General features: G+C 50.6%; 15 protein-coding genes. All 15 read left to right on the top strand.

The genetic code is table 11. From position 1 onward, the window contains the following. Nucleotides 1-50: 50 nt before the first annotated feature. Nucleotides 51-2,303, top strand: a complete 2,253-nt coding sequence (locus AC51G0_RS14415; protein ID WP_496299349.1) for a flagellar hook-length control protein FliK — start codon at nucleotides 51-53, stop codon at nucleotides 2,301-2,303. A 51-nt stretch (nucleotides 2,304-2,354) separates the two neighbouring features. Then, nucleotides 2,355-2,846 carry a flagellar basal body-associated protein FliL gene (gene fliL / locus AC51G0_RS14410; protein WP_496299348.1) on the top strand — a complete coding sequence of 164 codons (492 nt, stop codon included), beginning with the start codon at nucleotides 2,355-2,357 and terminating at the stop codon, nucleotides 2,844-2,846. Between the two features lie 7 nt (nucleotides 2,847-2,853). Next, on the top strand, nucleotides 2,854-3,906 hold the full coding sequence (gene fliM, locus AC51G0_RS14405; protein ID WP_496299347.1) for a flagellar motor switch protein FliM: 1,053 nt from the start codon (nucleotides 2,854-2,856) through the stop codon (nucleotides 3,904-3,906). 15 nt (nucleotides 3,907-3,921) lie between these two features. Next, nucleotides 3,922-4,314, top strand: coding sequence for a flagellar motor switch protein FliN (fliN, locus tag AC51G0_RS14400; protein WP_496299346.1), 393 nt, complete (start codon nucleotides 3,922-3,924; stop codon nucleotides 4,312-4,314). Nucleotides 4,315-4,322: 8 nt separating this feature from the next. Then, nucleotides 4,323-4,733 (top strand): flagellar biosynthetic protein FliO, encoded by a 411-nt coding sequence (fliO, locus tag AC51G0_RS14395; RefSeq protein WP_496299345.1) that lies wholly within the window; start codon nucleotides 4,323-4,325, stop codon nucleotides 4,731-4,733. Next, the gene (gene fliP / locus AC51G0_RS14390) at nucleotides 4,720-5,571 is read left to right on the top strand and encodes a flagellar type III secretion system pore protein FliP (protein WP_496299344.1); all 852 of its coding nucleotides are present in this window, start codon (nucleotides 4,720-4,722) and stop codon (nucleotides 5,569-5,571) included. Before fliO ends, fliP begins: the two co-directional genes overlap by 14 nt. 19 nt (nucleotides 5,572-5,590) lie before the next feature. Next, nucleotides 5,591-5,860 carry a flagellar biosynthesis protein FliQ gene (fliQ, locus tag AC51G0_RS14385; protein WP_496299343.1) on the top strand — a complete coding sequence of 90 codons (270 nt, stop codon included), beginning with the start codon at nucleotides 5,591-5,593 and terminating at the stop codon, nucleotides 5,858-5,860. 41 nt (nucleotides 5,861-5,901) lie between these two features. Further along, the gene (gene fliR / locus AC51G0_RS14380) at nucleotides 5,902-6,684 is read left to right on the top strand and encodes a flagellar biosynthetic protein FliR (RefSeq protein WP_496301960.1); all 783 of its coding nucleotides are present in this window, start codon (nucleotides 5,902-5,904) and stop codon (nucleotides 6,682-6,684) included. A gap of 1 nt (nucleotide 6,685) precedes the next feature. Beyond that, nucleotides 6,686-7,816 carry a flagellar biosynthesis protein FlhB gene (gene flhB / locus AC51G0_RS14375; RefSeq protein ID WP_496299342.1) on the top strand — a complete coding sequence of 377 codons (1,131 nt, stop codon included), beginning with the start codon at nucleotides 6,686-6,688 and terminating at the stop codon, nucleotides 7,814-7,816. A 152-nt stretch (nucleotides 7,817-7,968) separates the two neighbouring features. Beyond that, the gene (gene flhA / locus AC51G0_RS14370) at nucleotides 7,969-10,065 is read left to right on the top strand and encodes a flagellar biosynthesis protein FlhA (RefSeq protein ID WP_496299341.1); all 2,097 of its coding nucleotides are present in this window, start codon (nucleotides 7,969-7,971) and stop codon (nucleotides 10,063-10,065) included. Nucleotides 10,066-10,132: 67 nt separating this feature from the next. Beyond that, nucleotides 10,133-11,812 carry a flagellar biosynthesis GTPase FlhF gene (flhF, locus tag AC51G0_RS14365; RefSeq protein WP_496299340.1) on the top strand — a complete coding sequence of 560 codons (1,680 nt, stop codon included), beginning with the start codon at nucleotides 10,133-10,135 and terminating at the stop codon, nucleotides 11,810-11,812. Next, complete coding sequence (locus tag AC51G0_RS14360) at nucleotides 11,805-12,692, top strand: MinD/ParA family protein (protein WP_496299339.1); 888 nt, start codon at nucleotides 11,805-11,807, stop codon at nucleotides 12,690-12,692. The genes flhF and AC51G0_RS14360 overlap by 8 nt, the downstream gene beginning before the upstream one ends. Further along, a complete protein-coding gene (locus AC51G0_RS14355) occupies nucleotides 12,685-13,407 on the top strand; it encodes an RNA polymerase sigma factor FliA (protein WP_496299338.1) in 723 nt (240 codons plus the stop codon). The genes AC51G0_RS14360 and AC51G0_RS14355 overlap by 8 nt, the downstream gene beginning before the upstream one ends. 58 nt (nucleotides 13,408-13,465) lie before the next feature. Continuing rightward, nucleotides 13,466-13,837: a chemotaxis response regulator CheY gene (gene cheY, locus AC51G0_RS14350; protein ID WP_036800231.1), complete on the top strand. Its 372-nt coding sequence runs from the start codon at nucleotides 13,466-13,468 to the stop codon at nucleotides 13,835-13,837. Nucleotides 13,838-13,873: 36 nt separating this feature from the next. Continuing rightward, the gene (locus tag AC51G0_RS14345) at nucleotides 13,874-14,593 is read left to right on the top strand and encodes a protein phosphatase CheZ (RefSeq protein WP_496299337.1); all 720 of its coding nucleotides are present in this window, start codon (nucleotides 13,874-13,876) and stop codon (nucleotides 14,591-14,593) included. Nucleotides 14,594-14,597: the final 4 nt, after the last annotated feature.

The following is a 14,597-nucleotide window of genomic DNA, read 5'->3' as shown; positions in this document are numbered from 1 at the left end:
CGATTTTTGCATGTTATAATGTAATTATTATTCTAATACGAAGAGCCGTTATGTTTTCATCTAGCTTATTGACAGCCGATACCCCGCCGCCTTCCCAAGTGAAAAGCGGAGGCGTAAAAGCCAGCCCGGATTTGCTTGCAGAAGAAAGTGCGGCTTCGCCTGAAGGTGAGGGGAGCTTTGCCAAAGAGTTTCAGGCTGCTGCTGGTGAAGAACAAAAAGTAAAGGCAAATCAAAAGCTCGTATCGGAATCACAGGTTGAATCAGAGCCTCTTGCTTCATCGACGGAAGATAACGTCGCAGAGTTAATTCCCTCTGATCCTGAATTATCAAAATCAGCCGGAAATGATGCCGATGTTGCCGACTCAAGCGGTCAAGAAACGGGCAAGCCGCTGAACCGTCACCCTGAAAGTGATATTGGTGTCAGTACTAGCCAGGCAATAGACAAGCAAAATGGGCAGACCGCTGCCAGCCAGAAGCCCGATGTCCAGCCCGAGCTTGATCCAGCGACAAAGCAGCAGATAATGGATGATGGTGAAGCACTGCTCAACCGTTTGTCTCAAGCCAATAAACAACTGGCCTCGGCACAAACCTCAGCGCCTGATAGCCAGGAAGGCAAAACGTTGCCGCTGGAACATACTGCTGCCGCGGCTGCTGTTGGAGCCGTTGGAACCCTGAAAGCGAAACAAGAGCAACTGCCAGCAGAGCAGGTAACGGCATCACATGTGCAGACCCAGCAAGCGGCTTCAATACAAGCCCCGAAAAAGGGGATGGTAATGCCACAACAGCCAGGTGTTGTTGAAGGGGAAGCGGCTGCGGATAAAGCGGCTCCCCAGGCCAATGACGGTAAAGAGAAAGGGCTGACAGAAACTGAGCTGCAACAGAAGGTCTTTCAAGCTGCCGTGGTATCACAGGGAACCAGCCAGAAACAGGCTGGGGTAGTAGAGAATACGGCGTTACCGGAAGCACCCGTGGCGGGGATCAGCCAAGAAGATCTGGCTAAGGTTTTTGCCGTACCTGGCGGAGCGAAGGCTTCAGGAAAGCCGTTGCAAGTTTCAGAGGCACAGCTTTCTCAACAGCCGCTTTCTCAAGAGCAAGTGGCAGGCAATAGCGCAGAGCTTCAGGCCGGGCAGTTGCCAGGTGTCAATGTAGATCAAAGCAATAGCAATAAAGCCAGCACTAAGCAGAATAGTGCTAAAGAAATAAGTGCTAACGAAAGCAAGAATAATGAAAGCGATGAGGCTGATAGCAGCATGGTAGCTGCAGCGTTTGCCTTAGGGGCCGCGGTGCCACCCGTAGGCGGTGAGGTGAAAAATGCTCAGCAGGTAGCCCAGCAGCCAGCGGACTTGCTACAATCAGCGAATCCAAGAACGGCAGAGATGGTGAAAGAACAGCTAGTCTCTCCCGATCTACTAGATGGTAAGAGTAAAGCGAGCAGTGTGTTTATGCCAAGTGCCGCTGCTGCAGCCACGGCAACAGCACTAGCTAGTGCAGCCAATGGCAACAGCCAGCCGCCGCTTTCAGAGGCGAGCCTGTCGCCGGCTTTGAATAGTGCTAATCTGGCTAGTTCATCGGCGTCTGCGACATCCAGTATGATACCAAACCTGGTTCCAGAACTGGTATCACCGGATGCCGGGACGGTAGAAGCCCAACTTAGTGGCGCCACGGGTATTGCTGCGGGAACTGGTGCCCTGGCGATGGGGTTGGAGCATGGGGTAACGGAGGGTGGCAGTGAAGTGAAGTCCGCCGAAATGACGCACTCGCTGACAGGCCTGACGACACAGCAGGGACAGGCGACGGCTCAGGCGCGTGCAGAAGCCGCGCAGGCCCAAAGTCCGCTGCAGTTGAGTAAAGAGCAGGCTGGTGATCAGCTGGCCGAACGCGTGCAGGTGATGATGTCGAAGAACCTCAAGCATGTTGATATTCGCCTTGATCCACCTGAGCTGGGCAAGCTTCAGATTAAATTGTCATTGAACCAGGACCAGGCGTCAGTGCAGTTTACTGTGGGTAACCAGCAAACGCGTGATTTGGTTGAACAAGCGATGCCTCGGCTCCGTGAGCTACTGAACCAACAAGGCTTGCAGCTTGCGCAAAGCTCGGTTCAGCAAGATAGCTCAAGGCAGCAGTTTGCCGGCCAGCCGAATCAGCAGCAAAACCAGAACCAGAACAGCGCTGGTCAACAGGGCAATGGCGGTGGACAGCAAAATAGTAGTGGCTCCCAGCATCAACAAGAAGAACGGGTAGGCGCTGAACCTGTAGACATGTACGTGAGTCAGCCGTCTGACCGCGTTGATTATTATGCATAATAACAATGGCCTCCCTGTGAGAGTCAAAAAAGAGAAAGGATTGTAAGTACTATGGCAGAAGGTGCGGAAAATACTGGTAGCAAGAAAAAACTGATCATCATCATTGCACTGGTTGTACTGCTGCTTGGCGGCGGAGCCGGGGCATGGTTTTTCTTGATGGGTGATGACTCACCGGAAGCTGAGGTCGCTGTGGCAGCCACTGTTGCACAGCCGGTAAAACTTGAGCCTGCATACTATGTGATCCTGCCTCAGCCGTTTATTTTTAATGTCACGGGTGATAAACGAGATCGCCTGGTGCAGGTGAAAGTACAGTTGATGGTGCGAGGCGACAGTAACGAATCGTCGGCAAGTCAACATATTCCACTGATTGAAAGCACGCTGTTACAGGCATTTGGAGCTGCAACGGTTGAGCAATTGCGTACTCCAAATGGCCGTGATGATTTGCGTCAGCAGGCGCTGTCTTCGGTCCAAAATGCGATGGTGAAAGTCTCCGGCCAGCAGGTCGTCGAGCGTGTACTCTTTACTGGTTTTGTAATGCAATAGGTTTAATGTGAGTGACTTACTAACTCAGGACGAAATTGATGCCCTGTTACATGGTGTCGATGACGTAGAAGATGATGAGGATTCCGGGCAAAGTGACACCGGTGTCATTTCGTTCGATTTCTCATCGCAAGACCGGATTGTGCGTGGGCGAATGCCCACGCTGGAATTGATCAATGAGCGCTTTGCGCGCCATATGCGGATCAGCCTGTTCAACATGCTGCGAAAAACCGCAGAGGTGTCGATTAACGGCGTACAGATGATCAAGTTCGGGGAGTATCAAAATACGCTTTATGTTCCAACCAGCCTGAATATGGTGCGGTTTCGTCCATTGAAAGGGACGGCCTTGATCACCATGGAAGCCCGGTTGGTGTTCATCCTGGTAGAGAACTTCTTTGGTGGTGACGGCCGCTTCCATGCCAAAATCGAAGGGCGTGAATTTACCCCTACCGAGCGCCGGATCGTTCAGATGCTGCTGAAGCTGGTGTTTGAAGATTATCGCGAGGCCTGGTCACCCGTTATGGGCGTCGAGTTTGAATACCTGGATTCGGAAGTGAACCCGACGATGGCCAACATTGTGAGCCCGACGGAGGTGATCGTCGTTAGCTCATTCCATATCGAAGTTGATGGTGGCGGCGGTGATTTTCATGTCGTTATGCCATATTCGATGGTTGAGCCCATTCGCGAATTGTTGGACGCCGGTGTCCAGAGTGACAAGATGGATACCGATGTGCGCTGGAGCAAAGCGCTGCGTGACGAAATTATGGATGTGCCGGTCAATATCCGCGCCAAGCTAATGGATGTCGACCTTTCGCTGCGTGATTTGATGGAGCTTCGTCCTGGTGATGTGATCCCGATTGATATGCCGGAAGCGGCAACAGTATTTGTCGAAGATCTGCCAACCTACCGCGCTAAAATGGGTAAGTCTGGCGATAATATTGCCCTTAAGGTAACTGAAAAACTCAAGCGGCCAGATATGGTAAAGACCGATCTGGCTTTCCTTGACCGCGATGAATTAGGTTCGGCGTTGCTTAATATCCACAACGACGACTCAGACGACTAGAAACAGGTGTAAGTTATGTCTCAAAATGATCAACAAATTGCCGATGATTGGGCTGCTGCACTTGCAGAGCAAGCGACGGATGATGGTGCTCAGCCAGCACCGCTGGAAGAGCTGACAGATGACAGTGCGCCGATCACCGACGATGAGCGTCGCAAGCTCGATACCATCATGGATATTCCGGTTACCATTTCAATGGAAGTCGGACGTACCCAGATTAGTATCCGTAACCTGCTTCAGCTGAACCAGGGTTCGGTTGTTGAGTTGGATCGTGTTGCCGGTGAGTCACTGGATGTGATGGTAAACGGCACCCTGATTGCCCACGGGGAAGTGGTTGTGGTCAATGACAAGTTCGGTATTCGCCTGACCGATGTGATCAGCCAAACTGAACGCATCAAGAAACTGCGTTAGGTTTGAGCATGATGTTTTCCCGGGTTAATAGGTTAGTGGGCTGTACGTTATTGGCAACGGTAAGTATGCCGACATTTGCCGCGCCGCCAGCTGAGATGAATATTGCAACGACACTGGCTGCGTTGACGCTGGTGGTGGTGCTGATTTTATTTCTCGCCTGGTTGCTTAAAAGGATGAAGCTGCCTGGGATCCAGGGAGGCGATGCATCACTTAAAATCTTGCGTCAGTTGCCCGTCGGGCAGCGGGAGCGGATTGTCTTGCTGCAGGTGGGTGAAGAGCAAATGCTGGTCGGTGTGACGCAGCAGAATATTTCTTTATTGAGCAAATTGGAGCAGCCCCTGGCGATGGACGAGGTTCAAAGTGGCGGTGAGTTTGCCAGCCACTTAACGAAGTTACTGAAAAAGAATGATAAGAAATAATCTTATTGCCGTCGTCCTGGCGGCTTTTAGCTTTTTGTTGGCATGGCCGGTATTGGCGGAAACCGCTGATCCCGGTTTTTCTTCAGCGGCAGGTGGCAGTGTGACTGTCAGCGAAATGCAAAAAGAAGCGGGCGCAACAAGGTTGATGGCAACGGGTGCTGGCGGAGGGATCCCGGCTTTGTCCGTCACGGTTAATCCCGATGGCAGCGAAGATTATTCGGTGACCTTGCAGATCCTTGCTTTGATGACCGCGCTAGGCTTCTTGCCGGCGATTGTGATCCTGATGACATCCTTTACCCGTATTGTGGTAGTGATGTCGATTTTAAGACAGGCCATGGGCTTACAGCAGACGCCGTCAAATCAGGTGATTATCGGTATTGCCATGTTTTTGACCTTTTTCATCATGTCGCCGGTGCTCGATAAAATCAATACTACGGCGTTGCAGCCTTATATCAACGAAGAGATCACCGCCTCTGAAGCTTTGTCTAGTGCCCAGGTGCCGCTGCGCCAGTTTATGCTCAAGCAAACCCGGGTCAAAGATCTGGAAAGCTTCGTCAATATGTCAGGCTCACAGGCAACCGACCCACAAGATGTACCGATCACGGTATTGATCCCGGCCTTTATTACCTCTGAGCTTAAAACAGCTTTCCAGATTGGTTTTATGCTGTTCCTGCCGTTTTTGATTATCGACCTGGTGGTGGCTTCGGTGTTGATGGCGATGGGTATGATGATGCTATCACCGATGATTGTATCCCTGCCGTTTAAGCTGATGCTGTTCGTGCTGGTCGATGGCTGGAACTTGATCCTGTCAACCCTGGCCGGCAGTTTCGGCACCTGAGTGCGGGAGAAGAAAGCCTATGACACCTGAAGCGTTTGTCGAAATTTTCCAGGAAGCCTTATACATGGTCCTGGTGATGGTCTGTGCGATTGTTGTACCGGGCTTGCTGATTGGTTTGGTCGTTGCTGTCTTCCAGGCAGCGACCTCGATCAATGAACAGACCTTGAGTTTCCTGCCGCGTCTGATTGTCACGTTACTGGCATTGATGTTTTTTGGCCATATGATGACCCAAATGCTGATGGATTATTTCTATCGCATCATCGATCAGATCCCGCAGCTGCTGTATTAGATTAGCGCCTATTGTAATGACCAAGATGAGTGAGTAACCCGATGGCCTACCCATCAGCACTGCTACTGGATTGGATAGCCAACTATTTTTGGCCACTGACACGGATCTCATCAATGATGATGGTGATGACGTTTTTTGGTGCCCGTTTTGTGTCGGCAAAAATTCGCCTTTATCTTGCGGTTACCATTACCTTTGCGGTAATGCCTGCACTGCCTAAAGTCCCGGGAGATATCGAGCTGCTTTCTCTGGCAGGTTTCATGGTGACTGCGCAGCAGGTCGTGATTGGTATTTCAATGGGGCTGGTAACCCAGTTTGTTACCCAGACCTTTGTTCTGCTCGGCCAGATCCTGGGTATGCAGTCGAGCCTGGGTTTTGCCTCGATGGTTGACCCTGCCAATGGTCAAAATACACCGGTTCTAGGCCAATTTTATATGTTCCTGGCCGTTATGCTGTTTTTGTCCACTGATGGGCACTTAACCATGATCAATATGGTGGTGCTGAGCTTTAAGACTTTGCCTATCGGCGAGGCGATGTTGCGACCGGTTGATTACTATCAGCTGGCAGGTTGGTTCGGTCATATGTTCAAGGCAGGGTTAAATATGGCCCTGGCGGGGATCATCGCTCTGCTGACCGTCAACCTGTCATTCGGCGTGATGACTCGTGCTGCGCCGCAGCTGAACATTTTCTCGTTGGGCTTTTCGTTTGCCCTGTTGCTTGGCCTGGTGATCAGCTGGTTCCTGGTTGCAGCCATGTTGCCGCAGTATGAGTATCATTGGGATATTGGATTTGGGCAGATTTGTAGCTTAATCAGGGTGGATTGCTGATATGTCAGATTCCGACGGTCAGGAACGTACCGAAGACGCCACGCCCCGAAGGCTTCAGCAGGCGCGGGAAAAGGGGCAAGTACCGCGCTCAAGAGAATTAGCTTCCGTCGCTGTGTTGGTGGCAGGTGCCGTCGGCCTGATGTGGTTTGGTGAAATCCTAGGCAAGGGTTTGGCTGAAGTGATGATGAAAATGTTTTCCCTGAGCCGGGAGGAGATTTTTGACCTCAATAAACTGTTTGCTGTGATCACTTCCTCTGTGTGGCATGTTGCCTTGCCATTGGTACTTGTGCTGGCTTTCTTGTTCGTGGCGGCGCTGGTAGGGGCTGCCGGGCTGGGGGGAGTGAGCTTTTCTGCCGAAGCGGCTAGGCCGAAGTTATCCAAAATGAACCCCATCAGTGGCTTGCAGCGGATGCTGGGCAAGCAGAGTATTGTCGAGCTGATCAAATCAATTTTAAAAGTTGGCCTGGTTGCTGGTATCGCTTTCTATCTGATGCAGTCCAACTTGGAGGATTTTTTCCAGCTCAGTGTCGAAATCTACCCGCAGAATTTGTTTCATGCACTCGATATTTTATCGGGCTTTGTCCTGCTGATCTGTTGCTCGTTGCTCATTGTGGTTGCCATCGATATTCCTTATCAGATCTGGCAGCACAACGAGCAGCTGAAAATGACCAAGCAGGAAGTGAAAGACGAGTTCAAAGACAGCGAAGGTAAGCCGGAGGTCAAAGGGCGGATCCGGATGTTGCAGCGTGAGATGGCACAACGCCGAATGATGGCAGATGTCCCGCAGGCCGACGTAGTGATCACCAACCCGGAGCACTTCTCTGTCGCGCTTCGCTATGATCCGAAAATTGATACTGCGCCAGTCGTGATTGCCAAAGGAACCGATCACCTGGCACTGAAGATCAGGGAAATTGCCAATAAGCATGACGTCAATATTGTGCCGGCACCGCCGCTAGCCCGTGCGCTGTATCACACTACCGAGCTTGAACAGCAAATTCCAGACGGGCTGTTTGCCGCCGTGGCTCAGGTACTGGCGTATATTTTCCAACTAAAGCAATACCGCAAAGGCAGGGGAGAGAAACCGAAGCTGTCGAAGGAAGCAATGAATATTCCGCCGGACCTTCAATATTAATATGGAAGATCATATTGATAGAAACGACTGTCAAATTATTGTCGACCCATAAGGTACGATTATTGCTATGAAGGTTCCTGTTTGGCGGTTAAAGCGATAAAATAGCCCGCTCTCACTGTGGATCAGTGCCACTCTAACAACAATAAGATTGAATGAAGCTTTCGATACCTTTTGCGGATAAATTACCTTTATCACGCCTGCAATCTATGCCAGCAATAGGCGCCCCGGTCATGGTTTTGGCAACCTTGGCGATGGTTGTGCTGCCTATGCCTCCGTTATTGCTGGATATGGCCTTTTCTTTCAATATCGCCCTGGCTCTGGTGGTCTTGCTGGTAACGGTTTATACCCGCCGCCCACTCGATTTTGCAGCCTTTCCAACCGTGCTGCTGATTGCCACTTTGTTGCGCCTTGCCTTGAATGTTGCTTCCACCCGAGTCGTACTGCTATACGGACACGAAGGCCCTGATGCCGCCGGCCAGGTGATTGATGCATTCGGCTCGGTGGTCATCGGTGGTAACTACGCCGTTGGCCTGGTTGTTTTCCTGATCCTAATGATTATCAACTTCATGGTGGTAACCAAAGGTGCAGGCCGTATCTCAGAGGTGAGTGCCCGCTTTACCTTGGACGCCCTACCAGGCAAGCAGATGGCCATTGATGCGGATTTGAATGCCGGACTGATTGACCAGGAGCAGGCAAGAACCCGCCGCTTTGAGGTAACCAAAGAAGCCGATTTCTACGGCTCTATGGACGGTGCATCAAAATTCGTAAAAGGGGATGCCATCGCCGGTATCTTGATCTTGTTTATCAATATCATTGGTGGCCTAGTGATTGGCATGGGCCAGCATGGCTTGGATTTTGGCAATGCGATTGAAATCTATAGCCTGTTGACTATTGGTGATGGACTGGTTGCCCAGATCCCGTCACTGTTGCTGTCTATCGGTGCGGCAATGATGGTGACTCGTCAAAATACTGACGAGGACATGGGGCAACAGCTCGTTTTCCAGTTGTTCAATAATCCCCAGGCATTGATTGTCACTGGTGTGATCCTGTTTGTGATGGGGATTGTACCAGGCATGCCGCATATTCCATTTTTGTTGCTGGCCGCTTTGATTGGTGGAATTGCTTACTGGCGGATCAAGAAAGAAAAAGCCGCGGCAGTCGCCGAGGCGGAAGCACCGTCGACAGAACTGGCGGCGCAGCCAAGCCAAAAAGAATTATCTTGGGATGATGTGCAGCCTGTCGACGTTATTGGGCTAGAAGTAGGTTATCGTCTTATACCTATGGTCGATAAAGAGCAAGGCGGTGAATTGCTTGAGCGAGTTAAAGGGGTACGTAAAAAGCTCTCTCAGGATTTTGGCTTTTTGATCCCGCCTGTCCACATTCGCGATAACCTGGAGCTGCCTCCAAATACTTACCGGCTTAGCCTGATGGGCGTTGCTTGCGGTGAAGCCAATATTCATCCGAACATGGAGCTGGCGATTAACCCTGGGCAGGTGTTTGGCTCAATTGATGGCGAGGCCACCACAGATCCGGCATTTGGCCTTGAAGCTGTCTGGATTATGGAATCACAGCGAGAGCATGCTCAGGCGCTGGGATATACGGTCGTTGATTCAGCCACCGTGCTGGCAACCCACTTGAGTCAAATCCTGACCAACAGTGCCTCTCAGCTGCTTGGACACGAAGAAGTCCAGAACCTGCTTGAAATGCTGAGCCAGACGACACCGAAGCTCGTGGAAGGTTTCGTACCGGAACAGCTGTCACTGGGTGTGGTAGTGAAAGTGCTACAGAACCTGCTGCACGAAGGGATCCCGATCCGGGATGTGCGGACGATTGTTCAGACCCTTTCTGAATATTCCACAAAGAGTCAAGATCCTGACATTTTGACTGCCGCAGTCCGAATCGGCCTGAAACGACTAATTTGCCAAGAAATCAATGGTATAGAGCCTGAATTACCAGTGATTACGTTAGTTCCAGAGTTGGAACAAATATTGCATAAAACTATGCAGTCAGCCGGAGGCGAATCTTCCGGCATAGAGCCAGGGCTGGCAGAGCGCTTACAGCGCTCACTGACCGAGGCTACTCAGCAACAAGAGCTGAAAGGGGAGCCTGCCGTATTACTGACTTCCGGTGTATTACGGTCAACGCTCGCTAAGTTTGTCAAAAACACCATTCCATCGCTGCGGGTTCTTTCCTACCAGGAAGTGCCGGATGAGAAACAGATACGTATCGTCAATGCGGTGGGAAACTAAGACGGAATGGCTAGCTTGGCGAGAATAGATACCGTAAGCAATAGCGTGATTTAACGGGAAGACAAGATTGAAAATTAAGCGATTTTTTGCCAAAGACATGCGAACCGCACTGAGCGAAGTGAAAGAAGAGCTCGGTGCTGACGCGGTTATCATGTCGAATAAAAAAGTGACTGGCGGAGTCGAGATTGTTGCTGCCGTTGATACCGATGTAACCAATGAACCACCAAAGGCATCACAGGCAACCCGTGAAGCCTTGGCGGGCCGGTTAGGTCAGGCTAAACGCAAGCTGGCAGACGACAAAGTACAGCTGAAGCAATCTGCCGTTAGCCGTTTCGCCAACGTGTTGCAGAACTACACAGGTGACAGCAAACAAGATGAGCCTGCTGAGAGTGAAGTGGATTCGTTGTCAGCATTGCTGAAGCGCCAGTCTAAACATCATGGTGCGGGCTCTGACCGGGAATATGGAGAGCCTGAGCGTCCAGCACAGCGCTCCCGTTCGGCACAGCCAGATCGCCGTGCACCTCAAGGTCGTCAGTCGCAAAATAGTAGCTTTCCGCAATCCGAAGAGGGCTATGGAGCAAGCCGCCGTCAAGGGTTCGGCCAGGAACATCGCCCCGAGCGTCGTCAGCAAGGGGGGCAAAATGCTTCCGCCCGTTTGCCGCAGGCACAGCGCCAGCCAAAGCATGCGCTGGATATTGGCGATTACCGCCGGCCGCAATCGCAGAGCAAGGAGCTAAAGCAGGAGCCCCCGCGCGGTGGCAACCGTCTTGATCCAAGCCGCTATGATCCGAAAGCCAGTCATTCAAGTGATGAGATGGATTCGATGCGGAGCGAAATGGCCTCGATCCGTAAGTTGCTGGAACATCAGCTTTCAGGCCTTATGTGGCAGGAAGTCGAGCGTCGTGAACCGATGCGGGCGATGATGATCAAGCGCCTAGAGAAAATGGGGTTATCACCCGAATTATCCGATCAGCTGGCCTGTTATATTCCCGAAGATGTGCCGGCCAATGAAGCCTGGCCTGCATTGTTGGATTTGCTGTCTGATCAAATTATTACCACCGATGATTGCATCCTTGAAACCGGTGGCGTTGTTGCATTGCTCGGGCCAACGGGGGTGGGTAAAACCACAACCATTGCCAAATTGGCAGCCCGGGCTGCGATGGATTTTGGCCCGGACCAAATAGCGCTAGTAACAACAGATACTTATCGTATTGGTGCCCATGAACAGTTAGCGACTTATGGTCGAATTATGGGTTGTCCGGTAAGAGTGGCTAAAGATGCCGAAGAGCTTGCCGATATACTTCACCAGTTACGGCATAGACGTTTGGTTCTGCTAGATACGGCGGGTATGGGGCAGCGTGATATTCGGTTGTCTGAGCAGCTTGATACCCTGATGCAGAGCAGTGGTGCACAAATTCGCAGCTTTTTGGTATTGCCATCAACAGCACAGCGCCGTGTACTTCATGAAACCATAGAGCATTTCCGCCGGATCCCATTGTCAGGCTGTGTCCTGACCAAGCTGGATGAATCGCTCAGTCTAGGGGAGGTAATTTGTGTGTCTATCCAGAGTGCACTGCCAATTGCCTACTTAGCCGATGGCCAGCGGGTACCGGAAGATATTAAGGTAGCAACAGGTGACTACCTGGTTGCACGTGCAAATGAATTACTAGAACAAGAATTAAGCCAGCAATCTCATTTCTGGAGTAGCGATAGTTCAGATAATCAGGCGGCAGACTTTTATGATTGAGAACGCAATGTACGATCAAGCTAGCGGTTTGCGCCGTATGACAAAATTATCATCCACGAAGGTCATTACTGTCACTGGCGGTAAGGGCGGTGTGGGCAAAACCAACGTGACCTTGAGCATGGCTATCTCCATGGCTCGTGAGGGTAAGCGCGTAATGGTGCTTGATGCCGATCTAGGGCTTGCTAACGTTGATGTGATGTTGGGGCTACGTTCCGGCCGTAACTTGTCCCATGTCCTGGCTGGCCAATGCGACCTTCAGGATATTATTATTGAAGGTCCGTACGGGGTAAAGATCATCCCCGCATCGTCAGGCACCCAGAATATGGCTGAATTGACAGCTGCTCAACATATGGGCCTGATCCGCGCTTTCAGTAGCCTGGAAGATGATATTGATGTCCTACTGGTTGATACGGCTGCCGGTATTTCTGATATGGTGCTGAGCTTTGCTCGTGCCGCACAGGATGTACTTGTGGTGGTGTGTGATGAGCCAACATCGATTACCGATGCTTACGCCCTGATAAAAATATTAAGTCGCCAGTATGACGTACAGCGCTTTAAGATTGTCGCCAATATGGTTCGCAGCTACCGTGAAGGACGCGACCTGTTTGCCAAGCTAACCCGGGTGACAGAACGATTTTTGGACGCCAATCTGGAGCTGGTGGCTTGTGTTCCGCTTGATGATCGGGTTCGTCAGTCAGTTAAGCGTCAGAAAATTGTGGTTGACGCCTTCCCGCGTAGTCCTGCAGCATTAGCCTTAACATCTCTGGCATCGAAAGCGATGACCTGGCCGGTACCAACCAGTGCTGGCGGCCATCTTGAGTTCTTTGTCGAGAAGTTATTGGTCAAGCAAGCCCCGGGAGAGGTTCCTATTGGTGAATAAAGCACTGACATACGGACGTTATCAGGAAAGTCCGCATGCCTTTATTGAGCGTTATTCGTCATTAGTAAAGCGCATTGCCCATCACCTGATGGGGCGGTTGCCGCCCAACGTTCTATTAGAAGATTTGATCCAGGCAGGCATGATTGGCCTCCTGGAAGCTCAGAAAAATTATGATCCCACCAAAGGTGCCAGTTTCGAGACCTTTGCCGGGATCCGGATCCGGGGGGCGATGCTTGATGATATCCGCCGCGGCGATTGGGTTCCGCGTTCGGTATATAAGAACAGCCGCCGGATTACGGAAGCCATCTCTTTCTTGGAAGGTGAGCTTGGTCGGGACCCAATGGATCAGGAAATTGCCGAACATCTCGAAATGACACTCGAACAGTACCATCAGGCGCTAAATGATGTTAATTGTGGGCGTCTTATAGGTATGGACGATCTGGGTGTATCGGAAGATGCGATCGCAAGTGAAGAAGCTCGTGAAGAAAATCTTCCATTTCAGGGTGTTGTGGATGATAATTTTCGTCATTCACTGGCTGAAGCAATTAAGACACTGCCTGAAAGAGAGGCTTTGGTCCTGTCTCTTTACTATGACGAGGAGCTCAATCTCAAAGAGATTGGTGCTGTCATCGGGGTGAGTGAATCCCGGATTTGCCAGATTCATAGCCAGGCAATGCAACGTTTGCGTTCCAAACTTAAAGTTTGGACTGCTTAATTACTACACATTAGATAAAAACACTGTGACCTCAGTGGAGGCAACTTTGAATAAAAACATGAAAATCCTCATTGTTGATGACTTCTCGACAATGCGCCGTATCGTTAAAAACTTGCTACGTGATCTGGGTTTTAACAATACCCAGGAGGCGGATGATGGATTGACTGCGCTACCTATGCTGAAGAAAGGTGGGTTTGATTTCGTCGTGACTGACTGGAATATGCCAGGTATGCAAGGGATTGATTTACTCAAGCACATCCGTGCGGATGACGAACTCAAGCACTTGCCAGTACTGATGATTACCGCTGAAGCTAAGCGTGAGCAAATTATTGAAGCTGCACAAGCGGGTGTTAACGGTTATATCGTTAAACCTTTTACTGCCGCGACGCTAAAAGAGAAGTTAGATAAAATCTTCGAGCGTATGCAGTAATCACTATCGTCAGGCGCTAAAAGGGTAATAACCATAATGATTTCACTCGATCAGGCGAAGCAGCTTGTAAGCCTGCTTGAAGAAGGGAAACAGGACGAGGCGAACTTACTGGTACAGACAGTAGTCTCTGATAGCCGTGATCCTGTTTATGCTGAAGTGGGTAAGTTGACCCGCCAACTGCATGATTCACTGGCTAATTTTCGTCTTGATCCCCGTATCAATGATTTAGCGAAGACCGAAATTCCTGATGCCCGTGACCGTTTATCATATGTTATTGATAAAACGGAGTCTGCTGCCAATAAAACCATGGATGCCATTGATAGCATCGAACCGCTTGCCGATAAGATGAATGATACTTTGCTTCAGGTTCATCCTCAGTGGAAGCGTTTGATGGGTGGGCAAATTGCACTTGATGAATTTAAGTCGCTATGCCATGAAATTGACAGCTTGCTGGTACAGGTTGAAGGTGACAACAATGCGCTTCGTAGCCACTTGACTGAAATATTAATGGCTCAAGACTTTCAGGATCTGACCGGACAGATAATACGTCGTGTCATCGAATTGGTACACGAAGTGGAAGATCAATTAGTCGAAATCCTTAAAGCCTTTGGCATGGAACAAGAAGACAGATCAGACGCCCTTAAAGAAGCCTGCGTGCTTACTCCTGAGGGGCCAATTGTCAACAGTGAAGAGCGTGTGGATGTCATGTCTTCACAGGATGATGTTGATGACTTGCTGTCTAGTCTTGGATTTTAGGGGA

Source organism: Photobacterium sp. HL06, from assembly GCF_059552575.1.
Note: the sequence above shows the minus strand (reverse complement) of the source record. Positions and strands in the feature narration are given on the sequence as shown.